Origin of the sequence: Pseudomonas sp. BE134 (assembly GCF_031456105.1) — a bacterium.
Lineage (GTDB): Bacteria > Pseudomonadota > Gammaproteobacteria > Pseudomonadales > Pseudomonadaceae > Aquipseudomonas.
The window spans coordinates 13904-40297 of sequence record NZ_JAVDUA010000014.1 but is presented as its reverse complement, the minus strand read 5'-3'; the positions used below and the strand labels follow the sequence as shown (position 1 = coordinate 40297).

Genomic DNA, 26394 nt, shown 5'->3' with positions numbered 1-26394 from the left:
ATTCATTTCGGATAAAGCGGCGGCAGCCCGCTATCACCCACCGGATCCTGAACCCGCTCGGCAATCGGAATTGCCTTGATCGCGCGCCACAGTTCTTCGCCTTGCCAGTGCTGGCCGGTTTCGCTGTAGAGCGCGCCGTTCAAACCGTCGAGGGCATCGGACAGTGGCACGAAGCGGGCGGCCATGTCGGCCAGGGTTTCCGGCTGTTGCCGGGCCCAGGCGTCGAGCGCCTGGCGGGTGGCGTGTGAGTCATTCGCCAGGCAGGCGCGCTTGAGGTCGTCGAGAACGGTGCGCGGGCTCGGGCCGGTCTGCGTGGCACGCGAGATCGCCGGTTGCCGGCGGGCACGCCACCAAAGACCGAACCCCAGCACGGTGGTGCAGGCGAGGATCAGAGTGCTGAGTTTCCAGCGCCGCAGGGTTTCGTTGTCGGCAGTGGAATTGACTTGAGGGCTCGCGGCGGGTGTGTCGACCACCATGCTCGGGTTGTTGGCGACCTGCAGGGTGCGGGCCGGCAGGCTGCTGTGTTCCAGATGGTCTTCGAAGGTGTTCCACCAGACCACCTCTACCGCCGGTAACTCGATTGCACCGCTGCGGGTGGGAACGAGGGCTTCGCGGTCTTCGCGACTGCCGATCAGCCCACGTTCAGTGCTCTGATTGCTCAGGACCGGTTGGTCCGGATAGCGCCGCAAGCCGTTGACGTCAGTGGCTGGCAACGGCGGCAGTTGCGAACTGGACAGGCCTTCAGCCTTGAGGATCAGGCTGCGGGTCAGCGAGTCGCCCACCTGTGCGTGGTCCGGCTCCGGGTTCCAGCTTTCGCTCAGCGTCACGCTACGGGCCGGCAGCCAGGGCAGGTCGGCCGGGTAGCTGTCGGGTTTGGCTTTGACTGTCAGCAATATTGGCGTGGAGCTGACACGCATCAGTTTGCCGGATTTCGGCACCTGGGCGGCGGCGTCCTGCGCGGGCTGGGTATCGACCAGGGTGGCACTGAAGATCTGCGCCGGAATGGCCAGTTCGCCGCTGTGTTGCGGATATATCGCGTAGCGCATTTCGATCACGCCATGGCGCAGGCCGTTGATGACTTTTTCGTAGGTGCGCGACTCGCCCAATTGTTCGATACGCGCGTCAGGCACCTGCAATGGGGTCAGGCTGCTGTCGTCGTACAGCGACACGGAATGGTAGATGCGCAAGGTCAAGACTGCCTGGGCTTGCACGTAAACACTGGTCTCATCAAGGCTGGCGTCGATAAACACCGGGGCCAGCCGGTTCGCGGTGTCCTGGCTTTCACCCTCGACCACTTGCACGGTAATGGGTTGGCTCTGCGCCTCGCCCAGTTGTAATGACGGAATGGTCACGCTGCCATTTGCCTTGGGCAGCAAGGTAATGATCCAGCGCGTGGTCGCGCGGTTGTCGCCACTGAGGGTGTTCAACTGGTTGACCTGGCGGGTGCCGCGCACTTCGAACAGCGGCTCCAGTGGCGTCAGGTCCGGCTTGCCAAACTGCGTCACGTCGCTGGATTCCAGGGTCAATTCGACTGTCTCGCCGGAGTTCAGGCGACTGCGATCGACATTGGCCACAAGCTCCGACGCCTGGGTCTGAACGGCGCAGAACAATAGGGCCCAAATGTAGAAGGTGAAGCGGGTCATCGAGTTTTTCCCTGATCCTGATGTTGTTGCTGTTCGTACCAGAATTTGCGCCTGAGCAGCTCGCCCGGATCATCCGGGATCTTGCGCAGCCATTGCTCCAGCGCCTGACGCTGTTCACCTTCGATCGTGTTGCTGGCCGGGCGCTGCGGTGGCCTGGTGCTTTGCTCGTCTGCCAACTCGCTGCCCGGGACTTCATTGGCACCCGGTTTCGGCGGCGCTGTGGCCTGTTGTTCGGTGTCCGGTGTGGCCTGTTCGGCATCGGTTTTGGGATCGCCGTTGCTCGTCGGTTGTGTGGCCGCACCGGGTGACTGTTCCTGCTCGGCGTTTTGCGCCTCGCTATCATCGGTGGTGTCCGGTTCAACCGGCGGCGGGGTGAGTTCCTGCTTGAGCAGACTTTCCACCAGCGCTTTGTTGGTCAGGGCCGGGCGCAAATCCGGTTGAAGCTCCAGCGCCTGTTCGTAGGCGTCCAGCGCGGCTTCCAGTTCCCCGCTTTTGGCCAGGGCGTTGCCACGATTGTAGTGGGCGTGGGCGTCACTGCCTTCGGCGAACCGCTGGGCGGCGCCGCTGTAGTCACCGGCTTGATACAGCGCCACACCCTGCCATTGTGGGTCCTGGAAGTACTGCGCGGCCCGGGCCGGGCGGTTTTGCTTGAGCAAGTGCAGGCCCCGTTGATCAGGGCGCAACCACAAGTCTTCGAAATCGAAGGCGAAACTCGGTTGCGGCAGCGCAAACAGCAGCGGCAGGCAGAACAACCAGCCGCGCCGACCGGCACACGCCGCCAGCAGCAACAGCGGCAGCAACAGCCAGTAACCTTGGTCAGCCCAGGTGTCGAGGCGCAACATTTGCCCATCATTGCGCAGTGCGCGCGGGCCATCGAGCAGGCCGAGCGCATGCAGGTCGGTGTCGTCCAGCCGTGCCTGGCGATACTCTCCGCCAAGATCGTTGGCGAAGGCTTTGAGGCTTGAGTTGTCCAGGCGCGGTACCAGAATTGCGCCTTCATTGTCCTTGAGGAAGCTGCCGTCTTCCTGAGCGACCGGGGCACCTTCGTCGGTACCGATGCCGAGCATCAAAAACTGCGTCGAATGCCTGTCCAGTGCCTGGCGGATGCCTTGGCGTTCCTGTTCGGTCAGGGTGGAGCCGATCAGCAGAATCCGCCCATCACCCAAAGCCGCCTGATTGAGCAAGGCAAGGGCTTTGTTCACGGCGAGATCGGCCCGATGGCCGGTCTCAGGCATCAGCGAAGGTTTCAGCGCGTCCAGCAGGTTGCCACTGGTCGAGAGGTCATCCGACAGCGGCACCAATGTGTGTGCACTGCCGGAGTAGACGACGATGGCCGTTTGGGAGTCGCTGCGCACTTGCAGCAGGTCAAACAGCTTGCGTCGCGCCTGTTCCAGCCGGTTTGGCACCACGTCGGTGGCGAGCATTTCCGGGGTCAGTTCCAGTACCACCACCAGCGGGTCGGCCGGTTTCTGACTGGTCTGTTCGACCCGTTGCCAACTCGGCCCCAGTAGCGCCAGAACGGTCAGCAGCCAGGCGAGCCCGAGTACGATCCAGGGCAGTTTGCTGTCACGTCCGTTACCGCCACTGAGCAACGCGGCGTGAAAGGCGGGCGGCAGAATCATCTGCCAGCGCCCTGCACGCTTTTGCCGGTGCCAGAGTTGCCACAGCAGCCAACAGAGCACAGGCAACAGCAGCAGCCACCAGGGGCGGAACCAGAAAGGCCAGAGCACGCTCATCGGCGTCTCCGCAGGCGCAGGCGATTGAGTCGCTGGCGCCAGTCAGGCAGGGGCGATTGCAAGAACAGATCCTTGGTAAACAGGCGGTGCAGCGGGTTGTCCGGCCAGCGTTCGCGCACCACCAGCAGCATGCTCAACCACAGCGTCAACGCGAGCGGCCAGTGATACAACGCCTGGGCCGGACGGGCCTGGGTGGGCTGCTGCGTGACGGGCTCGAGTTTGTCGAGGGTGTCCTTGATAGTTTGCAGCTCGTTGCCGTCATGGGCGCGGAAGTACTGGCCTCCGGTGGCTTCAGCGATGGCTTTGAGCGCCGGCTCGTCGAGGTCCAGGCTCGGGTTGACGCCCAGAAAGCTCAGGGTGCCACTGTCTTCCGGGTTGGCCCCAACGCCGATGGGGTAGATTTTCACCCCTTCGTTAGCGGCCAGACGTGCAGCGGTCAGCGGGTCGATTTCGCCGCCGTTGTTGGCGCCGTCCGTGACCAGAATCAGTACGCGACTCTGGGCCGGACGCAGGCGCAGGCGTTTAAGCGCCAGGCCGATGGCATCGCCGATGGCGGTGTTCTTGCCGGCAATGCCGATACGCGCTTCGTCCAGCCAGACCCTTACGGTGTGCCGGTCGAACGTCAGTGGTGCTTGCAGGTACGCCTGACTGCCGAACAGGATCAGGCCGACCCGATCGCCATCGCGGTTTTCCAGGAAATCACCGAGTAAATGCTGCACGAGGCTCAAGCGGCTGACGTCCTCGTTTTGCCACTTCATATCCGGGAAATCCATCGAGCCGGACACGTCCACCGCCACCAGCAAATCGCGGCCACTGGCCGCAATCGGTAGCGGTTCACCCAGCCACTGGGGGCGTGCGGCGGCGATCAGCAGCAACAGCCAAAGCAGCACGAACGGTGCCTGCTGGCGCCAAGCCGGCAGGTTTGCCCGGGCGCGGCGGCGGGTCAGGCCTTCGAGGTCGTTCAGGAACGTGACTTTAAGCGCCGGCTCGCCGCTGTCGGCCATTGGCAATAGCACGCGCATCAGCCAAGGCAAGGGCAGCAAGGCAAACATCCACGGCCAGGCGAACTCAAACATGTTTGCGAATCCAGGTGTCGACGGCTTGGGTCAGGCCCGCGATGGCCTTGTCGTCGAGTTTGCATTCGGGTTTGTAGGCACCTTCAACCAGCACCATCCAGCGTGTCAGGCCGGCCGCCGGGCAGCGATTGTCGAGAAACGCCAGCCATTTGCGCCCGTTGAGTGTGTGGCTCTGGCTGTAGGGGTAATGGTTGCGACACAGGCGCTTGAGCAAACCATTGAGCTGCTGCAACCAGGCGCCGGCCGGTGCGCCGTCGTACGGCTTGGGCATCCGCGCCAGTTCGGCCAGCGCTGCGACGCGCACCGGGTCCAGTGGCTGTTCGGCACGAACGACGGGACGTTTGCGTGCCATCAAGTGTCGCATTCGCCACAGGCCCAAACCGATCAGCGGCAGCAGTAACAGTAACAACCACCAGCCCGGCGCCGGAGGCCAGAATTCGATGGGGGGCGGGGTGATCAGGGGCTGCAGTTGATCGAGGCTGCTCATCGACCTTTCCCCGGCTTTTGTGGGTTCAGGTACTCGCGCAGTTGCTCAACCATCTCGCTCTGAGTGCTCAATGGCATCAGCAATACGCGCAGTTTTTGTGCGAGCAATTCCCAACGGGCGATGCGTGCTTCGGCTTGTGCGCGATAGGTCTGGCGCAGGTCGAAATTCAGAGTGTCGAGCTCCAGTTGTGCACCACGTTCGGCAAATCGCAGCAAACCGGCGGCGGGCAGGGCGTGGTCCAGAGGATCGGACACGGGCAACAGCAACAGGTCGCAATGGCGCGACAACAGGCTCAGTTGCTGTTCAGAACCGTCGGTCAAGGCGCGCTCGTCGCAGATCACGATGACCAGACTGCCGGGCCGCAACACTTCTCGCGCCCGACGCAGTGCCAGGTTGAGGGAGTCGCGGTTTTGCTCGGTTTCGGTGTGCAACGATTGATTGACGCGCACCAGTCGGTTGAGCAATTGCAGCAGGCTTTGTTTGCTGCGCCGGGGCTTGATTTCGTAGTGCTCGTTGTCGCCGAACACCAGTCCGCCCACCCGGTCGTTATGGCCCAGCGCGGCCCAGCCGATCAGGCTGGCGGCCTGGGCGGCGAGTGCCGATTTGAACATCAGGCCCGAGCTGAAAAACAGCCGGCAACTTTGCTCGACCATGATGAAAATCGGCCGCTCACGCTCTTCATGAAACAGCTTGGTGTGCGGCTCTTGCGTTCGGGCGGTCACGCGCCAGTCGATGGTGCGCACATCGTCACCGGCCTGATAAACCCGCACCTGGTCGAAGTCCACACCACGCCCGCGGAATTTGGAGTGGTGCAGGCCGATCAGCGGGCTGCGCTGGCTGGGTGTGGAAAACAACTGCACTTCACGCACGCGATGGCGCATCTCGATCAGCTCGGCGAGGCTGACACGGATGCCCGGCTCGGGCGGCAGAGTGGCGTTCATCGGGGTCAAGCGACGGCTACGACGTCGAGAATCCGCTGGACCACCCGGTCCTGGTCGATGCCGGCAGCTTCGGCTTCGAAGGACAGAATGATGCGGTGGCGCAATACGTCAAACAATACGGCTTGAATATCTTCCGGGCTGACGAAGTCGCGACCGGCCAGCCAGGCGTGGGCCCGGGCGCAACGGTCCAGCGCGATGGAACCGCGAGGGCTGGCACCGTAGGCAATCCAGTCGGCCATCTCCGGGTCGAATTTGCCGGGGTTACGCGTGGCCATGACCAGTTGCACCAGGTATTCCTCTACGGCGTCGGCCATGTACAGACCGAGGATTTCCTTGCGCGCGGCGAAGATAGCCTGCTGGCTGACCCGGCGTTCCGGTTTGGTTTCGCCGTGCAGGGCCTCACCACGGGCTTGTTGCAAAATCTTGCGTTCAACCGCCGCGTCCGGGAAGCCGATTTTCACGTGCATCAGGAAACGGTCGAGCTGGGCTTCGGGCAGCGGGTAAGTGCCTTCCTGCTCAATCGGGTTTTGCGTCGCCATCACCAGAAACAACGGCGACAGTTCATAGGTGCTGCGCCCGACACTGACCTGACGCTCGGCCATGGCTTCCAGCAACGCAGACTGAACCTTGGCCGGGGCGCGGTTGATTTCGTCCGCCAGCACCAGGTTGTGGAAGATCGGGCCTTGCTGGAAGACAAAGCTGCCGGTTTCCGGGCGATAGATTTCCGTGCCGGTGATGTCGGCAGGCAACAGGTCGGGGGTGAACTGGATTCGGTGGAACTGTGCTTCGATCCCTTCGGCAAGCTCTTTGATGGCCTTGGTCTTGGCCAGGCCCGGAGCGCCCTCGACCAGCATGTGGCCGTCGGCAAGCAACGCGATGAGCAAGCGCTCGATGAGTTTTTCCTGGCCGAGAATCTGCGTTGAAAGAAAGGTTCGCAGCGCGAGCAGCGCTTCACGATGTTCCATCGATGACTGTTCCTGGAGAAGGTGGCCGAAGGCGTTCGAATAACGCTTGGGCCGGGGGCGTTACTTTAATCCATCGCGGGGGGCGGCGACTAACGGCATTTTGTGCAAAGTGCGGGAAATGATTGGCAAAACTTTTCGAAGATTGCAGGGCACGGGCCCTGTGGCGGTTTTGAGGGCCTCATCGCGAGCAGGCTCGCTCCCACAGGTAATCTCCAGTGGATGCAGAAATTGCATCCGCCTCGATTCCTTTGTGGGAGCGAGCCTGCTCGCGATGAGGCCGGCACAGACACATTGATAGTTAGAGCTGGCTTATATAGGTACCCGTCCCCTTGAGGATGTTCTGCAAGGTTTCTTCCACTTCAGCCAAATCACCCGCATCCGTGTTGTGAATGATTTCCAGAGAATCATCCCCTTTCAGCACATCCGCATCCGCCGCTGCGATTTCGATCAGCAGGCGGGTAGGGCTGAGGGTGACTTTTACGCCGTCCAGCGTTGAAGGCTCGTCGTCGAGGGTGATTTCCAGTTCGTCCTCGTCCGGGTAGCGGGTCATCAGGAACATCTCGCCCTGATCGCTGTGGCAGCAGAGCATGGCCATGTTGTCTTCCTCGTCATCGCAAGGGTTCACAATCAAGAGGGCGGTGGTCATTTGCATGGGGCAATTCCTGGCTCGGCGAGCATGGTGAAGACGAACAAAACGCAATTCTGCCAGCACAAGGGAATTTCTGCTCGGATCAGTGTCAGAGGAGGGGCGTGGACACTGGAAGTGTTACTGGTCATTTCTGGCACGCGAGTGCCGGAAACCGGGGATAAAACGCCCGGTTTTGCCTACGGCTGCTAGTGTTGTTCATGGCGCGTGCCGCCAGCTGCGTACCGATGACCGAATATGTCGCAGCACCGCAAGCATGGGCCTTGCCGCACTCGTTAAGCTGCGCAACGGATGAGCACCTGTAAAGGCATTGCGCTGCACGCAGTCCAGTCGTTTTTGCAGATGCCCATTCATGGAAGGTGAATGTGACCCGAGTGTCTCGTCCAGCTTCACCCACCTGTCCCCCTGTTTCCTCTGCCCGAGAATCAGGAACAGGGTGACGGATCGCCCCGCAAGGGGTTTTGCACGCGACGCTTCCATCAATAACAAGCCCAAGCGGAGTACCACAGATGGCGTTCTTCACCGCAGCCAGCAAAGCCGACTTCCAGCACCAACTGCAAGCGGCACTGGCACAGCACATCAGTGAACAGGCACTGCCACAAGTGGCGCTGTTTGCTGAACAATTCTTCGGCATCATTTCCCTCGACGAGCTGACCCAACGTCGGTTGTCCGACCTCGCCGGCTGCACCCTTTCTGCATGGCGCCTGCTTGAGCGCTTCGATCACGCGCAACCACAAGTGCGCGTTTACAACCCTGATTACGAACGCCACGGCTGGCAGTCGACCCACACCGCGGTCGAAGTGCTGCACCACGACCTGCCGTTCCTGGTGGACTCGGTGCGTACCGAGCTGAACCGTCGCGGCTACAGCATTCATACCCTGCAAACCACCGTGCTGAGCGTGCGTCGCGGCAGCAAAGGCGAATTGCTGGAAATCCTGCCCAAAGGCACCCAGGGCGAAGGCATTCTGCAAGAATCGCTGATGTACCTGGAAATCGACCGTTGCGCCAACACGGCCGAGCTCAATGTCCTGAGCAAAGAGCTGGAACAGGTGCTCGGTGAAGTCCGCGTCGCGGTCGCCGATTTCGAGCCGATGAAAGAAAAGGTCCAGCAAATTCTCACTGGCCTGGACAACAGCCAGTTCGCGGTCGACCCTGAAGAAAAAGCCGAAATCAAAAGCTTCCTGGAATGGCTGGTGGGTAACCACTTCACGTTCCTGGGCTACGAAGAATTCGTGGTTCGCGATGAAGCCGACGGCGGCCACATCGTCTACGACCAGAACTCCTTCCTGGGCTTGACCAAACTGCTGCGCACCGGCCTGACCTACGATGACCTGCGCATCGAAGACTACGCCGTGAACTACCTGCGCGAACCGACCCTGTTGTCGTTCGCCAAGGCTGCGCACCCAAGCCGTGTACACCGTCCGGCTTACCCGGATTACGTATCGATCCGTGAAATCGATGCCGACGGCAACGTGATCAAGGAATGCCGTTTCATGGGCCTGTACACCTCTTCGGTGTATGGCGAGAGTGTGCGGGTTATTCCGTACATCCGCCGCAAGGTCGAAGAAATCGAACGCCGGTCCGGTTTCCAGGCCAAGGCTCACCTGGGCAAGGAGCTGGCGCAGGTGGTCGAAGTGTTGCCGCGCGATGACCTGTTCCAGACCCCGGTCGACGAACTGTTCAGCACCGTGATGTCGATCGTGCAGATTCAGGAACGCAACAAGATCCGCGTGTTCCTGCGCAAAGACCCGTACGGCCGTTTCTGCTACTGCCTGGCCTACGTGCCACGCGACATCTACTCCACCGAAGTGCGCCAGAAGATCCAGCAAGTGCTGATGGATCGCCTGAAAGCCTCGGATTGCGAGTTCTGGACATTCTTCTCCGAATCCGTACTGGCCCGCGTGCAACTGATCCTGCGCGTCGACCCGAAAAACCGCATCGACATCGACCCGGTTCTGCTGGAAAAAGAAGTGGTGCAGGCCTGCCGCAGCTGGCAGGACGATTACGCCAGCCTGACGGTTGAAAGTTTCGGCGAGGCGAGCGGCACCAACGTGCTGGCTGACTTCCCGAAAGGTTTCCCGGCCGGTTACCGCGAGCGTTTCGCCGCCCACTCGGCGGTGGTCGACATGCAACACCTGCTGAGCCTGAACGAAAAAAATCCATTGGTGATGAGCTTCTATCAGCCACTGGGTCAGGTGTCCGGCCAGCGCATGCTGCACTGCAAGCTGTACCACGCCGATACGCCGCTGGCGCTGTCCGACGTGTTGCCGATCCTGGAAAACCTCGGCCTGCGCGTACTGGGTGAATTCCCGTATCGCCTGCGCCATACCAGTGGCCGCGAGTTCTGGATCCATGACTTTGCGTTCACGGCTGCCGAAGGCCTGGAACTCGACATTCAGCAACTCAACGACACCTTGCAGGACGCGTTCGTCCACATCGTGCGTGGCGATGCCGAGAACGATGCGTTCAACCGCCTGGTACTGACCGCGGGCCTGCCATGGCGCGATGTGGCGCTGCTGCGTGCTTATGCGCGCTACATGAAGCAGATTCGTCTGGGCTTCGACCTGGGCTACATCGCCAGCACCCTGAACAACCACACCGACATCGCTCGCGAGTTGACCCGGTTGTTCAAAACCCGTTTCTACCTGGCGCGCAAGCTGTCGGGCGATGATCTGGAAGACAAGCAGCAACGTCTGGAACACGCGATTCTGAGCGCACTGGACGACGTCCAGGTGCTGAACGAAGACCGCATCCTGCGTCGCTACCTGGACCTGATCAAGGCCACCCTGCGCACCAACTTCTATCAGACTGACGCCCACGGCCATAACAAGTCGTACTTCAGCTTCAAGTTCAACCCGCACCAGATTCCAGAGCTGCCAAAGCCTGTACCGAAGTTCGAAATCTTCGTTTACTCGCCTCGCGTTGAAGGCGTGCACCTGCGCTTCGGCAACGTGGCGCGTGGCGGTCTGCGCTGGTCCGACCGTGAAGAAGACTACCGCACCGAAGTCCTGGGCCTGGTAAAAGCCCAGCAAGTGAAGAACTCGGTCATCGTGCCAGTAGGCGCGAAGGGTGGCTTCCTGCCGCGTCGCCTGCCTCTGGGCGGCAGCCGTGACGAGATCGCGGCCGAAGGCATCGCCTGCTACCGCATCTTCATTTCGGGTCTGTTGGATATCACCGACAACCTGAAGGACGGCGCGCTGGTTCCGCCGGCCAACGTCGTGCGTCATGACGACGATGACCCGTACCTGGTGGTTGCAGCGGACAAGGGCACTGCGACCTTCTCCGACATCGCCAACGGTATTGCCATCGACTACGGCTTCTGGCTCGGCGATGCATTCGCCTCGGGCGGCTCGGCCGGTTACGACCACAAGAAGATGGGCATCACCGCCAAGGGCGCGTGGGTCGGCGTTCAACGTCATTTCCGCGAACGCGGCATCAATGTCCAGAAAGACAGCATCACAGTGGTCGGCGTCGGCGACATGGCCGGTGACGTATTCGGTAACGGCCTGTTGATGTCCGAGACGCTGCAACTGGTGGCTGCGTTCAACCACCTGCACATCTTCATCGACCCGAATCCGGAGCCTGCCAGCAGCTTCGCCGAGCGTCAGCGCCTGTTCGACCTGCCGCGCTCGGCCTGGTCGGATTACGACACCAGCATCATGTCCGAAGGCGGCGGGATCTTCTCCCGTAGCGCGAAGAGCATCGCGATTTCCCCGCAGATGCAAGAACGCTTCGACATTCAGGCCGACAAGCTGACCCCGACCGAACTGCTCAATGCCTTGCTCAAGGCACCGGTAGACCTGTTGTGGAACGGCGGTATCGGTACGTACGTCAAGGCCAGCAGCGAAAGCCACGCCGATGTGGGCGACAAGGCCAACGATGCACTGCGCGTGAACGGCAACGAACTGCGCTGCAAAGTCGTGGGCGAGGGCGGTAACCTCGGCATGACCCAACTGGGTCGTGTCGAATTCGGTCTCAATGGCGGCGGCTCCAACACCGACTTCATCGACAACGCCGGTGGTGTGGACTGCTCCGACCACGAAGTAAACATCAAGATCCTGCTGAACGAAGTGGTTCACGCCGGTGACATGACCGACAAGCAACGTAACCAGTTGCTGGCGAGCATGACCGACGAAGTCGGCAATCTGGTGCTGGGCAACAACTACAAGCAGACTCAGGCCCTGTCCCTGGCGGCGCGTCGTGCCTTGCCGCGTATCGCTGAATACAAGCGTCTGATGAACGATCTGGAAAGCCGTGGCAAGCTGGATCGTGCCATCGAGTTCCTGCCGGCGGAAGAAGCGATCAACGAGCGCGTTGCGGATGGCCACGGCCTGACCCGTGCCGAGCTCTCGGTGCTGATCTCCTACAGCAAGATCGACCTCAAGGAGCAGTTGCTCAACTCCCTGGTGCCGGATGACGACTACCTGACCCGTGACATGGAAACCGCTTTCCCGCCGACCCTGGTGAGCAAGTTCTCGGCAGCCATGCGCCGTCACCGTCTGAAGCGCGAAATCGTCAGCACCCAGATCGCCAACGACCTGGTTAACCACATGGGCATCACCTTCGTTCAACGACTCAAAGAGTCGACCGGCATGAGCCCGGCGAACGTGGCGGGCGCCTACGTGATCGTGCGTGACATTTTCCATCTCCCGCACTGGTTCCGTCAGATCGAAGCCCTGGATTATCAGGTTTCCGCCGACGTACAACTGGAGCTGATGGACGAGCTGATGCGTCTGGGCCGCCGCGCCACGCGCTGGTTCCTGCGCAGCCGTCGCAACGAGCAGAACGCCGCTCGTGACGTCGCGCACTTCGGTCCACATCTGGCAGCGCTGGGCCTCAAGCTCGACGAACTGCTGGAAGGCCCGACCCGCGAAGGCTGGCAGACCCGCTATCAGGCTTACGTCGCGGCTGGCGTACCTGAGTTGCTGGCGCGCATGGTTGCAGGCACCACCCACCTGTACACCTTGTTGCCGATCATCGAAGCGTCGGACGTCACCGGTCAGAACGCAGCAGACGTCGCGAAGGCTTACTTCGCCGTCGGCAGCGCGCTGGACATCACCTGGTACCTGCAACAGATCAGCGCTCTGCCGGTTGAAAACAACTGGCAGGCCCTGGCCCGTGAAGCGTTCCGTGATGACGTCGACTGGCAACAACGTGCGATTACCATCTCCGTCCTGCAACAGGGCGACGGCACTCAGGACGTGGAAACACGCCTGGCGCTGTGGATGGCAGCGCACGAAGGCATGATCGAACGCTGGCGCGCCATGCTGGTGGAACTGCGTGCCGCCAGCGGTACGGACTACGCCATGTACGCGGTAGCCAACCGTGAGTTGCTGGATCTGGCTTTGAGTGGGCAAGCGGTGGTGACTACCACGGCTACTGTCAGCGAAGAGTTGGAACCGGCGGCCTGATCAGGCGCTGAATGGAAAAAACCCGCATCGAGAGATGCGGGTTTTTTTTGCAGGCAATACTCGTCATTCACTGCAGACAGCGGAAAGCGAAGGGTCGGATTCCATCCTCATGGGGTAAGGACGTGCCAGATGCGACTAGTTGATTGCCTTGAATTGCCACGGACACTCCCATGTCGAGTACATCAGTTAAATCAACAACGAACTTCCCCTGACCATCGCCGAAGCTCTTGTCCGGTTCACCGTTGGGCAGGAATTGAGCGATGATGGTTGTTGAGTTTTGCTCTCCATAAGTTGGTCCGATCACCACGATTTTCTTATCTGGTCGTTGCGCACCAGACAGCCATGCAGTTCCTCCCTTTGCTTCGGGGATGGGAGTCACAACTGGTTTGCCTCCATTGAATGTATCTACAAACTTGCCGGTCGAGTCCAGGCAGACCAGTAAGCCATCAAAAGTATCGTCATAAGTGCTGCCAATACCTAAAATGTTGCCGTCGTGCATTTCTACAATGTCAAAAATCTCGCCTTTTGATCCAAAGGAATCAAATACAATAAATCCATTGGAGCCGAAGGTTTTTACTGGGACCCCATCGGCACTGTATAGCGCGATCATTCCCAGGTTTTTCCCGTCTCGATTTACCAATCCTCCGATTGCAAACGTCCCGTTTTTCAGACATGTCAATGAGCCCACCGAAGTATAGTGAGCGGTGTACTGGACAGTGACGTAACCCTTGCTGTCGCCGAACGTTGTATCAATTGCGCCGTTTTTATCAAGGCGCATCAGCAGACCAACTTTATCAGCGAAGCTATTCATATGGTTGCTGAAAGTCATTAGTTTTCCGTCGGGTAGTTCCACGGAAAAGCCTTTTTGGCTCGAAGCAGATCTACTCTTTGCCTCGTCCTTGACTTCAGGCAACTGAAATTTGACGGAGGTAATAGGATGGACAACGATTACACCTTTTTCTCCAAATTCCTCAACGAAATTGCCTTTATCGTCAAACAGGGCAAGCCCACGTTTCGAGGGTGCGTACTCATACTCTTCGTAAAATCCGCTAAGCAGGATGTTGCCGTTTTTAAGCACGCTGACGCTGGTGCCCCCTGACTGATGACCGTCAGCGAACTTTCCGGTGACGGTGCCGTTCTGACCAAAGGTGGTGTCTTGTGTGCCGTTCGCGTTCAGGCGCACGACTGAAAAATTGAGTCCAGATCCTGCTGCGATTACTAGTTTGTAGTCCGGTGCGACAGTAATACCTCTGGCAAAGCCTGTGCCTGCGTTGGGGTATTTGATCCAGGTGATCCCAATGCCTTCGGGGCCGAAGTCAGGATCCAGAATATTTAAGGAAGTGAGTGATTGTTTGCTAGTCATGTTGACGACTCCTTGAATGAATTCTTGGTGTCTGCGTAAAGCGGCAGCTTGGAGAGCGACATTGGCTGAAAGCGCAGTTTGGATATTTGAGGACCCGAACAACAAGCTGTCTACTGTCAGAGTTGACAGTTGTTTTTGTTGGCTCGCAGCGTTAGTAATTAGGCCGGACGAGGATTCGCCTCTTCTTTTCCACGTGACACCATCGCGGGCAAACCCGCGATGGTGTGGTCCGATGCCGCTATCTCACAATGCTAGTTGTTCGAGTGATCATCGCCACTTTGTCTGTCGGGTTGGCCACTAAATTAGTGAGCGACTGGTCAAACTTTTGCAACGCTCGAACTTGCACATTCTGTTGCTCATTAATATCCGCCACTATATCTGCGCTCGGTTCAAAGTCCGCCCAAAGAGGGCTCAGCGCTTTGGCGTCATGCCCTTGTGCGGTGCCAATATAATTCAAGTTAGCGTCATAGAAATCTGCGCTGACGTGAGCCTCTAAATCCGAACTGCGCGAGGTCATCAATTGACTGCGGCTGTCGACAATGGCAACCACATCCGGTTTCGCAGCCTTGAGGCTTTGCATGTCCGGATACACCGTGACCGAGCCGAACTGGCGCTGCAACGACGCTTTGACCCAATCCACGGCGAGGTCGGGTCTGGAAGTGTTCACGAAGGCGTCATGAATCGAATGAACCAGCAAGCTCTGGCCAAAACCGGTGCCGGCGTTGGCGTGGTAGTCCTGGAGGTAGGCCCGATTGGTCTGGGTATTTTGACTGTAGACAATGCCCAGCGCGACGTTACTGCCATTAGGAATGAGCGTGGCATTGCTGCGGCCAACGGGCTGGGTAAAGATGCCCTCCAGTGGGGATACAGCGCTTGGTGCGGTGGGGATCGAGCAGCCTGTTAAAACAACGGTCATCGTCAGGGTACTGGCAAGCGCAAGTTTCATGGTGTTACTCCCGTGAAACAGCCTGAGTCGGAAAGTGAGTGTGCCGGTGTTATCCAGCGGTAAATCCAGACTAAACCTGTCTTTGCTGAATTAAATGGCAAAAATGCGCGTTTCTCGGGAGGTGAATAGTTTTATTGGGTTTAAACAGAGGCGGTTGATTGCGTAGAGAAATAAAAAGGCCCGAAATCGAAGTTCGAGCCGTTTTATTTATAGCTGTACGTACAGGCATCAGTTTTCCAATGGGATCAACACTTTTTCATCCGGAGACAACACCATAAACACCAGCAGTTTGGCAGGCTTGGTAGTGCTGGTGTTTTTTGACACCAGGTGTTCCGATCCCGCCGGTTCATACCAATACTGGCCGGCCTTGTAAGTGACGGGCTGTTCCCCTTTGACCTGGGAAACAATCTCCCCCGATACCACGTAGGCCATGGCGGTGCCTTCGTGCTTGTGGGCAATGGACGATTGCCCGGGCTCGTAATCGACTTCGATCATCAACGCCTTTTTGCCAGGCACATTTTTCAGCATTTGATCTTGCAGCACCGTGACCTTTTCGGACGGGCCGTCGTGAGCAATGGCAGCAGCCGAAACGCTCAGGGCAAGGGCGGTGAGCGGGGCAGCAAGGAAACGCAAAGCTTTCATGGATTATTACCTGCGGTGGTTATCGTCAGGAGCAACGATAGTCCGCAGGACAGGGCAATCAAACAGCCAATATTCGGGAAGCTGAGGGGACCAATGCAACACCTCGCTCGTCGTAGCAGTTGTCGAGCAACGCGAGGCTGCGTTCGGTCTGTAGCAGCTGTCGAGCTCCAGCGAGGCTGCGTTCGGCGACGGAGTCGTCGTAAACCCTGCAACGCGGTTTTCCTGACGCGCCGCAGGGCGACCGGACGCAGCCTCGCGTTGCTCGACAGCTGCTACGAGACGGACGCAGTCTTGCGGGTTTGATAGCTACAGAGCGTTTTAACGAATCGGGAAGCTGTTGAAATCCACGGCATTTGCCAATTGGTTGTCGATCAGACCGATAAAACCCTGGACTTCAGGGCAATTGAAATGCTGCTGCATGGCCGCTTCCGATTGCCAGTGGGCGCTGACGGTCCAGCGGTTGGTGTCCTCGGGGCAGCGGTCGACCATGTAGGAGTCGCAGCCCGGTAATTCGCGCAGGGTTTCGACAATCTTTTGCAGTTGCTTACCCAGTTCATCCGAGCGGCCAGCGACGGCCTGTACCTCTACGGTATTGATCACTTCGTTGGACATTGCTCACACTCCTGAATCAGGCCGGACGAATCCTGCTCATTGAGGGATAACGCTCAGGCAGGATAGGCCTGCTTCCCCGGACCGCCAATAGCCAAATACCCGGTAAAACCGCAGACCAATCCGTCAGGCCACCTGCTGCAGAATGTCACGCAAACGGTCCAGAGCGGTGTCGATATCCAGGGTTTCAATGGCGCCAAAACCCAGCAACAGCCCGGCCTGCGGCGCTTGCTGGAAGTAAAAGGCCTCGATGGAATAGAGCCCGACTTCGACCTTTTTGGCCAATTCGATCACCAAGGCGAGATCGACAGGCACTTTGCACATCACCACCAGGTGGAAGCCGGCCGTGGACGGCACCGGCTCGAACCAGGGCGATAAGTCGCCCGCCATGCGCGCCAGAATCCGTTCGCGACGCCCGGCATAGATCGTGTGGCAGCGGCGGATGTGCTTGAGCAGGCAGCCTTCGGCAATGAATTTGGCCAGCGCCCACTGAGGCAGTGTGGAGGTGTGCAGGTCGGTGAGTTGCTTGGCCCGGATCACTGCTTCGAGAATCGCCGGGGGCAAAATCCCATAGCCGAGGCGCAACTCCGGCAATAGAGTTTTCGAGAAAGTCCCGACGTACGCGACGATCCCCCGTTCATCCATGCTTTGCAGTGAGTCGGCAGGACGGCCCTCGTAGCGAAATTCGCTGTCGTAATCGTCCTCGATGATGATCGCGCCCAGTTCATAAGCTCGCTCCAGCAACGCTACCCGGCGTTCCTGGCTCATCGGCAGGCCGAGCGGGAACTGATGGGACGGTGTGACGTAAATCAGCCGCGTGCCGAGGGGGATTTTATCCACCTGAATGCCTTCGGCATCCACCGGTACGCCGAACACCGTGGCGCCGTGGGAGCCAAACAACAGGCGTGCCGGCGGGTAGCCGGGGTCTTCCATGGCGACGATGCTGCCGGGGCGGGTCAACACCCGGGAAATCAGGTCCAGCGCCTGTTGCGCGCCATTGCACACCACCACGTCTTCGTCCTGGCAATTGACTCCACGGGAAAACGCGATATGCCGGGCGATGGCATTGCGCAGCGCCGGCAGACCTTCGGGCAAGCTGTAGAGGCCTTTTGAGCCGGCCATCTGGCGCAAGGCGTGGGACGTGCAGCGACGCCAGTCATCCTGCGGGAATTGGCCCTTGCTGACGGCACCGCCAATGAAGTCATAGCGCAGCGACCCTTCCAGTGTCGGATGACGCAGGAACACCGGCAGATTGCGCCAGGATTCGATCACCTCAAAACTCGCCAGCTCGGAATGGCTTTGTTTACGGGTGATTTTGGACGGTCGGGCATTCACATAGGTGCCTTTGCCGATCACCCCGGTGAGGAAGTTTTCGTAGGTCAGCTGCGAGTACGTGTCGGAAATGGTCTTGCGCGAAATCCCCAGCTGTTCGGCTAGCAAGCGGCTGGGCGGCAGCTGTGTTCCGGCGGCCAGGCGCCCGGATTCGATGGCGCTGCGCAGTTGGTTGTACAACTGGCCTGCCAGGTCCTTGCGGCCGTTGATGACGACATGAAGTTCCATACCGGCGAGGCTCCTGCAACAATTGAGGCGCGTGTGCGTCGCGCCAGATTACCCGTATGAGTGACTGTGCAGAAGTTGCGTGGGCCAAATACCCCGGATTGGTCTGTTGCCGAATGGTCCCTGGCTTTATCGTTGAATTGGCTCTGTAACGTGGGTGCATCAGAGCCTAACGTGGAGGTTACTATTCGATCCGCGAGGTCGCCCCATGAGTTCCCGTCTGGATTACTACAGCGCTTCGCCCAAAGCGATGAAAGCGATGATCGCCATGGAGGCCTTGACCCGCGACCTCAGTATCGAACCCGCGCTGGTGCACCTGATCAAGATCCGCGCGTCGCAGCTCAACGGCTGCGCGTTCTGCACCGACATGCATTCGGTGGACGCACGGCGCCTCGGCGAGACCGACCGGCGCCTGTACTCGATCGTCGTGTGGCGCGACAGCGGCTTTTTCAATCCGCGCGAGCGCGCGGCACTGGCCTGGACTGAAGCCGTGACGCTGCTCTCCGAAAGCCATGTGCCGGATGACGTTTACGCAGGGGCCCGCGAGCAATTCAGCGAATCGGAGTTGGTCGATTTGACGATTGCCGTGAGCACCATCAATAGCTGGAATCGTCTGGCGGTGAGTTTTCGGCAAACCCCTGGCGGCTGAATCAATTTTCCGCGCCCGGTGTCACATCAGGTTCATAAACCCTGCGCAGGATGAAGCTTTCAAGGATAGATCGACAAGGAGTCATTGATGTCACTCATGGAGTCTACTTTTGCCGCCAACATCGATCCCGTGCTGGCGCAGTCCTTCCGGGTGAGCGCCCGTTGCGGGTGCTTCATGCAGGCCGCTCGCAGCCTCAATATCAAATCCACACAATTACGCAAACACCTGGCGCAGCTTGAGGCGCAATTGCACTGTTCGCTGTTCAATCATCACGACAATGGCCTGGCCCTTAGTCGTGAAGGGTTGGCGCTTCAGGCACAGTTGATTGCCTTGGCGCATGAGCGCGCGGCGTCGGTCATCGAGCAACCGCTGATTCGCCTTGCGGTGGCCGAGTCGATCCTGCACGACATTCTCGGTCGTGATTTGGTCGCGTTGTTGCGTCGTAACGCCAGCGTGCGGCTGGACATCATTACGCTCGACAGTGAGCTGAGCCTGCAAGCGGTCAGCGCCGATGTGGTGCTGTGGTTGGCCGGCACTGATTCGCCGCTGCCAGGTCCGGGTTTTGCGGTTAGCGAACCGCAGCCTCTGGCACAACTGGACTACCTGCCGCACATCGCCAAGCGCTATTCGCGGGTCGCCGCACGACCGGACAACCTCGACGACCTGGCCGACTTCATGCTGGTGCAATGGCAGCACGATCGTCAGGTCGAGAGTTTTCGCCCGTGGAACAGCGTGGTGGATCAGCGCCTGGCCGGCGTGGCGCAATTGCACTCCTATGCGCTGATGCTGGAGATGATCCGTTGCAGCGCCTGCATCGGGCTGTTACCCCGTTACATGAGCCAATTCGACCGTGGGCTGATTGCGTTGCCCGGGCTGTTCGATCAGCCGATGCAGCGTCAGGTGTGGATGGCGGTGAGTGCTGTATCACAGGGGCAGACGGAGATGCAGATGATCGTCGAACTGATCCAGAACACCTTCAATGAGCGCCGGGAGTGGTTCGAGAATTGAACGCGATCAATTGTAGGAGTGAGACCGGCTTGCCGGCGATAGCGGTGTATCAGTCGACATCTATTTTGAATGTTAGTCCGCGATAGCCGGCAAGCCGGTCTCACTCCTGCATGGGTGCTCGCCATGCCGTGACTCAGTCGCCCAATGCAAACGCCACCGCCTCCTGCGCATGCAGTTCGGTGGTGTCGAGCAAGGGCAGGGCGCTGTGCTCGGGTTTGATCAGCAGGCCGATTTCCGTGCAGCCGAGGATGATCGCCTGGGCGCCGCGCCGGGAGAGCGACTCGATCACCTGCTGATAGACCTTGCGCGACGCCTCGCTGATCACCCCGACACACAACTCGTCGTAGATGATCCGGTGCACCGCCTGGCGTTCCTCGGCTTCAGGCACCAGCACGGTCAACCCCATCGCGCTCAGACGGCTCTTGAGAAAGTCCTGTTCCATGGTAAACGCGGTTCCGAGCAGACCGACTTTCAACGCACCGGCATCCACGGCTGCCTGGCCGGTCGGGTCGGCGATGTGCAGGAACGGAATAGTGATCGCAGCCTGAATCTGCCCGGCCACCTTGTGCATGGTGTTCGTACACAGCACCACACACTCGGCGCCACCAGCTTCCAACCGCCGCGCCGCATCCACCAGAATCGCCGCCGCATCGTCCCAGTGCCCGGCATGCTGGGCCTGTTCGACAGGACCGAAGTCGACGCTGAACATGAGCAACTGCGCCGAACGCAACGGCCCGAGACGATCACGAACCTGCTGGTTGATGAGGCGATAATATTCGGCGCTGGACTCCCAGCTCATACCGCCGATAAGGCCGATGGTGCGCATTGAACACTCCCTTTGTCATTGCCTGTATTAACGTTGCAGGCGGGCAGGAGAGTGTCGATTTATTTCGCGAAGCGTGCCAGTGATAAATGCACGGGGTCGTTCATTGAGTCACTGCCTGATCCACTGCGGCATACTGAAAGGTGGCGGTCCCCGTGGGGCTGTTCGCGGGCGTCAGGCGGATAATGGGAACCACAATTTTCGGGTTGGTGGAGTTGTAGAAATCCCGCTGGTTATATTGCGCGTCGGCGAGCGGTTTCGGGTTTGTACCGCCGTAGACGTAAAAGAACGCCATGATGGGAAACGTATTGGGGCGTCCGGGTGCCCAGGTTTTTATGATGACTTCGTTATGCCCGTTAAACCCTGTAATACCCAGTAGGGTTTTTGCACGCAGGGATTGATAAAACGCGGGTCCTGCCAGGGCATTGCGTTCATCGGTAATGTCGAAACCGCATTGCCGCAGATTCGGATTGCCACCCGGGATATTCCAGACGGCCAGCCATTGTTCGGCAGTGGTCACGCCCGCGTTCTGGCAAAGTTGACTCTGAGCGGGATAGTCGCGATGGGGAACGCAGACGGATGTTTGACTTCGGTGCCACGTCCATCCATCCAAGGGGTAAGAACACAGATAGTCCAGATCTGTTTTGTCAGTCGGTGTCTCGAATATGGGGTACAGGATATAACCGTTGCCATAGCCCCATGCCAATCGACCAAAATTCGCATCTGCCCGTAGATGAGAAAAGGAAACACCGCCGCTTTTAATGGATGTCGGGCTTGGGTCCCAGACTTTATAGGTGTTGGCGGGGTCTTTTACCGTCACTCTCAATGTGACCCCTGAACACAGGAAAGCAGGTTGAGAGTCGGAGTTGTTGCAGTTCGCTACTGTTCTGCCATAAAGCGTCGTTAATTGAGCCGCAATAACCGGCCCATCTTGAGTAGTTCCCCCACTGAACGCTCCGCCTACATCGGCCGGGGGGTGATCGATTTGGCTACATCCCACCACCAATGCGAATAGAAGCAATCCAATTATTTTGTGCATGACAAAACTCCCTGTCGATTGTCGTGTAATTATCTTGGCTGGGTGATCTGTTTTGAGGGGGCGGTGAATCTAACTAAAATCAGCTGCTCAGCTATAAAGCGACTCTTAAACACCATGAAAAAATAATGGGGTCAGCGGTGTCTGTCCTTTTCAGGGTGTAATTGAACATGACGGATCTACCCCGGTTCTCTGTTATCCATGCCGATGGAACGGGCAGATCGGTTTGTAATAGCTGGGTGATGGGGACTTCATCGCCGTAGCGAGTAGTGATACCAAATAGGGCCATACGCACGCTGTAAGTGCCTTCCAGCGTTGGGTAGTAAACCCTGAGTTTAGTTTTGTCCGGACTCAGCGTCGGTTCCGGTAGACGATGTTTTTGCGCGGTGACTGTGATGCGCAGGTCTTTGGAGGGTAGAGGCTCGGTGGGACCAGGCAGCCTCACGGTGTAACTGATCTGCGCACCGCTACCGATGCAATCAACCACTTCCAGCCTCGGGACCAGAAATTTCAGTACCTGTCCTGCATAGGCGACGGTTTGAATCTCGCTGCCATAAGTCGAATTGCGCCCGAGCCAATAGACTTTGACGGTTTGCCCGAGGGCGGAGCCGGTGAAATCAACCTCTACCGTGGCAAAGTTGGCCTCGTAGAAGTCCTTTTCGAAGTTCAATCGGGTCCCGTCGAGTTCCTTGGCTTCCAGCACTTTGGGCGGTTTCAGATCCAGAGCGGGTTGTCGGATGTGCACGTCTATGTGAGTAGTCGGTGACCAGATCGCCTGCGGTCCTGATGAATTGCCGATTTGATCCACGCCCCTGAAGCGCATGGCAAATCGAGGGTTATCCGTTTTGAATGCCTCTGCAAAAAGCTTCAACACGATTGTGCCGGCAGCGGCTTGTGCCGCTGTCACTGTATGCAGGACCGTGTGACCATCACAATCGAGCGTGATTTTGTCGTGCGCTCGCATGTAAACGTACTTCAGTTTGACCTCTACGCCTTCGGCGACTCGATCGGCATCCAGACCTTTGTCGATGACATCAGCGGGTAGTGTCATGACCAGGTTGAGATTGTCCCCAGTCCCCGTCACATCGCCACCGGGGCGAGGTGTGTTGAAGAGAACAACCAGGTCCTCCGAGGTTTCCTCGTCCTGACTGTCCCGTTTGACCCTCAAACGGATCCGGTTGATACCGTCCTGCAAGCGGGCGACCGGTAGAAACAGTGAGAACTTTTTGTTTTCTTCACCTGGCTGAATGATTTTGGTGGCGGCGGGCGTGGACTCGTTATTCACAAACAACGCCGCTGTGTCGTATTTATCCATATTGAGCCAAGGATCGACCACTACTTGAACGACTAAAACGCCTAAAACGACGTCAGGTGTGAGAATGAAAAGCCCGATGCCACCCTCGGGCTTGTCGGCATGAATTACCGGCCTCGTCCACAGCGGTATGCGGACCTTGTATATTTTTAAAGTCTGGCTACTCATGAAATTGCGATCCTTTGCTGACGGCAATGGGCTTTCTCGTAACGTCAACTGCCGGATCATCAAACACCTTATAGGTGAGTGTCGGCTACTGTCACATCTGACAGGTCGAAGTGAGTTACGCCCCTTGAATGTAACCGCTCGTCGTTTTGACTCACGGTCAGGGCGCACCCACCTGGCAGCTTTGTCGTACGTCGGCGGCCGTCATCTGCCATGATGAAGTTCCGCAGCACCGCTCCAACCAAAGGAACACCGCAATGGACGACGTACAACAACTGGGCGAAATGCTTCGCCACTACGCAGAAAGCGAAGCGCACAAGAAGCAGACGTTTGAGTCGCAATCGACCGTGTGGGCGACGCGCATTGGTGAGCTGTTCGATCAGATCCAGCATTGGCTGGAACCGGTCCAGGCGCCGAATCTGCTGGAGGTGAGCCGCGAGGCTTATGTCGCTTCAGGGCCGAGCGTGCCGGTCGAGACGTCGCCGTTCAAGACCGAGAAACTGTCCATTGTCATTGCCGGCAAGCCGGTGGAGTTCGTGCCGGATGTGATGGGCGCGGGCGGTCAGATTTCTTTGGCGGTGATGGGGCTGACGGCCGCACGCTATGGCAGTGTTTCGCTGGTTTGCCTGCCGCCGTCGACTAGCTGGCAGTGGCGCAAGACCAATGGCCTGAAGGATCCGGACACCTTTGCCTTCGATGCGAACTTTCTGGCGCAGCAGTTGCAAAGCCTGATCCCCCGCGATCGCGGCCAAGTCCTCCCGGACTGACCCAAAACCTTGTAGGAGCCGAGCTGCTCCTATAGGGGATGGGGGTGATCACACGGCTTTTGTAGCAGCTGCCGAGCTCGCGAGGCTGCGTCCGGCGACGTAGTCGTCGTGAAATCAGACAATGCGGTTTATAAGGAAACCGCGTCCACCGGGTTTACGACGACTGCGTCGCCGGACGCAGCCTCGCAGGCTCGGCAGCTGCTACAGACCGCGTTATTTCAGCGCCGGGTCCCCCATGTTCATTTTCTTCCAGGCCTGCAACAGCACCTGCGCTTTCGGTTCCTGCCCATTGCCCAGGTAGTATTGGATCAACGCCAGCCGCGCATTGCGGTTGACCGGCTGCACTTTGAGCAAGCGCTCCAGCACTTCGCAGGCTTCTGCAACCTTGCCGCTGTCATGCAACGCCACCGCCAGCACGTAGCTGTACTGGCCGTTCTGCGGTTCCAGTTGCGCGGCTTTGCGTAATGCCGACATGGCCTGGTCCGATTTGCCCGCACGTACCAGCGACAAACCTTGGGTGTACTGCAACAGTGCGGCGTCCGGGTGGTCTTTCACACCTTGTGCCAGTAGCGCCTGCGCCTCCTGGCGTTGGCCATTGGCTTCCAGCCATTGCACCAGCGACACCAGCGCCGGGTAGAAGTCCGGATCGCGCTTGAGGGCCGTACGCAGGTACTTTTCGACCTCGTCATTGCGGCCACTGGCCTGATAGAACATGCCCAGGTTGAGGTTGGCTTCGGCCCGTTCCAGCAGGCTCATCTGGGCCGCTTCGTACTCGCCGATGGCCGCGTTCCAGCTCGCCTGGGCGCTGCCCAATCCCGTGCCGGCGACACCCAACAGATCCCGAGCAGCGGCGATCCGTACAGCCATTACCGGGTCGGTCAACAAAGGCGACAACAGCGGCGCGCGTTCGGGGGGCGGCAGGAACGCGCTGATGGCCCTCACGGCACTTTCACGCACCTGTGGCGCCGGGTTGCTCAAGTCCTTGGTGGCCAGTTTCAACGCCTGTTCACTCGGGTACAGCGCCAGTTCGGCGAGCAAAGTGGCCCGCTGAATCGCGGGCAAATTGCTGCGTTGCAGCTGCTCATACAAGGCTTGTGCGGCCCCGGGCTGGCCGTTTCGAACCAGCCACAGGCTCTCGTCATAACGCGCGGCCTGTGCGGTTGGCGCGCCGTTCCACAGTTTGAACTGCTCGGTGACCTTGTCGCCGTCCTTGCCCGTGTGGCAAGTGAGACAAGCATCCGGCGTGCCGAGTTTTTTCGCTCGTTCCGGGTTGGGAATGCTGAAACTGTGGTCATGCCGCAAATCATTGCCCATGTAGAACTTGCCAGGCATATGGCAATCCACGCATTGCGAACCCGGTTGGCCCATAGCGTGGCGAGTGTGTTCGACAGCGTCGTAGTCTTTCGCTTGCAGGTCTTTGACATTGACGCCTTCCACCGCCGTTTTGCCCGCCGTGTTGTGGCATTGCAGGCAAACGCCGTTGCCCGGTGCCTTGAGCTCGTTGCTGTGCGGGTTATGGCAATTGCTGCACCGCACACCTTTGTCGAACATTTTGCTTTGCGCAAAGGAGCCGTGTTCAAACACTTCGTCCTTGATCTTGCCGTCCAGCGCATACAACTCGCGGGTCAGGGCGCTTGGCAGGTAGTCATCCATCAGGCGTTTGCCGGGGGTGTAGCCATCGCTCAGCGGTGCGCGGCGCGAATGGCAGCGGGCACAGGTTTCCAGTTCTACAGTTGCGTTCTTGCCCTTGAGGTCGATTGCAAAACCGGCATGAATCAAATCACCTTTTTTCGCCGTCCATTCCAGGTGATTGGAGGCCGGGCCGTGGCACGCCTGGCAGCCGACACCGAGGCTGTTCCATTGGCTGTCGTAGGTGTTTTTGGCGGCATCGAAATTGCGTTTGTAGCCCGTGGTGTGGCACTCGACGCACATGAAATTGGCGTTCTGGCTCGGTTTGCTCCAGTGCAGCGGGTTCTTGAAGTTCACGCCCTGGCCCGCATAGAGGTGGAACCAGCGGTGTTTTTCGGTATCCCAGGCCACGCCCAATGGTTGCAAGCGACCTTCGCCGACCTCGATCAGGTATTGCTGCAACGGTGCGATGCCAAAGGTGTAAGCCACTTTGAAGTCGGCGTTCTTGCCGTCGATACCCGGTGTGTTGACCCAGAATGCATCGCCCTTGCGCGAGAAAACGGTGGTTTCGTTTTCGCCTTTGAAGGTGACGTTATTGAAGTCGCCCAGCATCGTCTCGGCATTCGCTTCCTGCATCGCCAATTGGTGGTGGGAGCCTTGCCAATCCTTGACCTGCTCACTGTGGCAGCCTTGGCATTGTTGCTCATCGACCATCTTCGCCGGTGTCACTGCAACCGGTTGGGGTTTGGCCGGTTGCGCGGCAGGGGGACTGACGGGCACGGGTTTTAGCGGTGCCGGTGTGCTGCTGAACAGAAACCAGCCGATAGCAATGACCGCCAGCAGCAAGGCACTGATGGTCACGGGAAAAAGGTAACGATTGATCGGGTTCGGTTTCGAATCAGGGTTTACTGCGTTGTTTTTATGCTTCGGCATTACGACTTCCGTAGTCCAGGTGCGTTTGCCTTAAGGCGCGCGATCAATCT

20 protein-coding genes are annotated in these 26394 nt (G+C 58.9%); 4 read left to right on the top strand and 16 right to left on the bottom strand.

Features of this window, described 5'->3' with window-relative positions:
* Window positions 1-2 precede the first annotated feature (2 nt).
* From J2Y56_RS13515 to J2Y56_RS13485, 7 genes are all read right to left on the bottom strand, one after another.
* Complete coding sequence (locus J2Y56_RS13515; protein WP_007948052.1) at window positions 3-1643, bottom strand: BatD family protein; 1641 nt, start codon at window positions 1641-1643, stop codon at window positions 3-5.
* A complete protein-coding gene (locus J2Y56_RS13510; protein WP_007948051.1) occupies window positions 1640-3379 on the bottom strand; it encodes a tetratricopeptide repeat protein in 1740 nt (579 codons plus the stop codon). The genes J2Y56_RS13515 and J2Y56_RS13510 overlap by 4 nt, the downstream gene beginning before the upstream one ends.
* Entirely contained in the window at window positions 3376-4455 is a 1080-nt protein-coding gene (locus tag J2Y56_RS13505; protein WP_007948050.1) for a VWA domain-containing protein, read from the bottom strand. The genes J2Y56_RS13510 and J2Y56_RS13505 overlap by 4 nt, the downstream gene beginning before the upstream one ends.
* Entirely contained in the window at window positions 4448-4942 is a 495-nt protein-coding gene (locus J2Y56_RS13500) for a DUF4381 domain-containing protein (RefSeq protein ID WP_310350633.1), read from the bottom strand. The genes J2Y56_RS13505 and J2Y56_RS13500 overlap by 8 nt, the downstream gene beginning before the upstream one ends.
* Window positions 4939-5883, bottom strand: a complete 945-nt coding sequence (locus J2Y56_RS13495) for a DUF58 domain-containing protein (protein ID WP_310350630.1) — start codon at window positions 5881-5883, stop codon at window positions 4939-4941. The genes J2Y56_RS13500 and J2Y56_RS13495 overlap by 4 nt, the downstream gene beginning before the upstream one ends.
* A 5-nt stretch (window positions 5884-5888) precedes the next feature.
* Window positions 5889-6848: a MoxR family ATPase gene (locus J2Y56_RS13490; RefSeq protein WP_007948046.1), complete on the bottom strand. Its 960-nt coding sequence runs from the start codon at window positions 6846-6848 to the stop codon at window positions 5889-5891.
* 298 nt (window positions 6849-7146) lie between these two features.
* Complete coding sequence (locus J2Y56_RS13485; RefSeq protein WP_310334392.1) at window positions 7147-7500, bottom strand: hypothetical protein; 354 nt, start codon at window positions 7498-7500, stop codon at window positions 7147-7149.
* 503 nt (window positions 7501-8003) lie between these two features.
* Between J2Y56_RS13485 and J2Y56_RS13480 the strand changes: the two genes are divergently transcribed.
* Window positions 8004-12905: an NAD-glutamate dehydrogenase gene (locus tag J2Y56_RS13480; protein ID WP_310350628.1), complete on the top strand. Its 4902-nt coding sequence runs from the start codon at window positions 8004-8006 to the stop codon at window positions 12903-12905.
* Between the two features lie 67 nt (window positions 12906-12972).
* On the opposite strand, the gene J2Y56_RS13475 is transcribed toward J2Y56_RS13480, so the two are convergent.
* The 5 genes from J2Y56_RS13475 to J2Y56_RS13455 form a co-directional block, all read right to left on the bottom strand.
* Window positions 12973-14268, bottom strand: coding sequence for a hypothetical protein (locus J2Y56_RS13475; protein WP_310350626.1), 1296 nt, complete (start codon window positions 14266-14268; stop codon window positions 12973-12975).
* Between the two features lie 238 nt (window positions 14269-14506).
* Complete coding sequence (locus J2Y56_RS13470) at window positions 14507-15214, bottom strand: ATPase (protein WP_310350625.1); 708 nt, start codon at window positions 15212-15214, stop codon at window positions 14507-14509.
* 228 nt (window positions 15215-15442) lie between these two features.
* Complete coding sequence (locus J2Y56_RS13465) at window positions 15443-15856, bottom strand: cupin domain-containing protein (protein WP_310350622.1); 414 nt, start codon at window positions 15854-15856, stop codon at window positions 15443-15445.
* A 318-nt stretch (window positions 15857-16174) separates the two neighbouring features.
* Entirely contained in the window at window positions 16175-16468 is a 294-nt protein-coding gene (locus tag J2Y56_RS13460) for an antibiotic biosynthesis monooxygenase family protein (RefSeq protein WP_310350620.1), read from the bottom strand.
* Window positions 16469-16591: 123 nt separating this feature from the next.
* Window positions 16592-18025, bottom strand: a complete 1434-nt coding sequence (locus tag J2Y56_RS13455) for a PLP-dependent aminotransferase family protein (RefSeq protein WP_310350619.1) — start codon at window positions 18023-18025, stop codon at window positions 16592-16594.
* Window positions 18026-18230: 205 nt separating this feature from the next.
* On the opposite strand from J2Y56_RS13455, the gene J2Y56_RS13450 reads away from it, so the two are divergent.
* Both J2Y56_RS13450 and J2Y56_RS13445 read left to right on the top strand, forming a co-directional pair.
* Window positions 18231-18671 (top strand): carboxymuconolactone decarboxylase family protein, encoded by a 441-nt coding sequence (locus J2Y56_RS13450; protein WP_007948035.1) that lies wholly within the window; start codon window positions 18231-18233, stop codon window positions 18669-18671.
* 87 nt (window positions 18672-18758) lie between these two features.
* Window positions 18759-19679 (top strand): LysR family transcriptional regulator, encoded by a 921-nt coding sequence (locus J2Y56_RS13445; RefSeq protein ID WP_310350617.1) that lies wholly within the window; start codon window positions 18759-18761, stop codon window positions 19677-19679.
* 133 nt (window positions 19680-19812) lie between these two features.
* Here J2Y56_RS13445 and J2Y56_RS13440 read toward each other — a convergent pair whose 3' ends face one another.
* From J2Y56_RS13440 to J2Y56_RS13430, 3 genes are all read right to left on the bottom strand, one after another.
* Complete coding sequence (locus tag J2Y56_RS13440; protein WP_310350614.1) at window positions 19813-20505, bottom strand: aspartate/glutamate racemase family protein; 693 nt, start codon at window positions 20503-20505, stop codon at window positions 19813-19815.
* A 100-nt stretch (window positions 20506-20605) separates the two neighbouring features.
* Window positions 20606-21541 carry a halovibrin HvnC gene (locus tag J2Y56_RS13435; RefSeq protein WP_310350612.1) on the bottom strand — a complete coding sequence of 312 codons (936 nt, stop codon included), beginning with the start codon at window positions 21539-21541 and terminating at the stop codon, window positions 20606-20608.
* Window positions 21542-21632: 91 nt separating this feature from the next.
* The gene (locus J2Y56_RS13430; protein WP_310350610.1) at window positions 21633-23018 is read right to left on the bottom strand and encodes a hypothetical protein; all 1386 of its coding nucleotides are present in this window, start codon (window positions 23016-23018) and stop codon (window positions 21633-21635) included.
* A gap of 254 nt (window positions 23019-23272) precedes the next feature.
* Here J2Y56_RS13430 and J2Y56_RS13425 point away from each other — a divergent pair, with 254 nt between their 5' ends.
* On the top strand, window positions 23273-23782 hold the full coding sequence (locus J2Y56_RS13425; RefSeq protein ID WP_007948030.1) for a hypothetical protein: 510 nt from the start codon (window positions 23273-23275) through the stop codon (window positions 23780-23782).
* A 213-nt stretch (window positions 23783-23995) separates the two neighbouring features.
* On the opposite strand, the gene J2Y56_RS13420 is transcribed toward J2Y56_RS13425, so the two are convergent.
* On the bottom strand, window positions 23996-26344 hold the full coding sequence (locus J2Y56_RS13420; protein WP_310350606.1) for a tetratricopeptide repeat protein: 2349 nt from the start codon (window positions 26342-26344) through the stop codon (window positions 23996-23998).
* Between the last annotated feature and the right edge of the window lie 50 nt (window positions 26345-26394).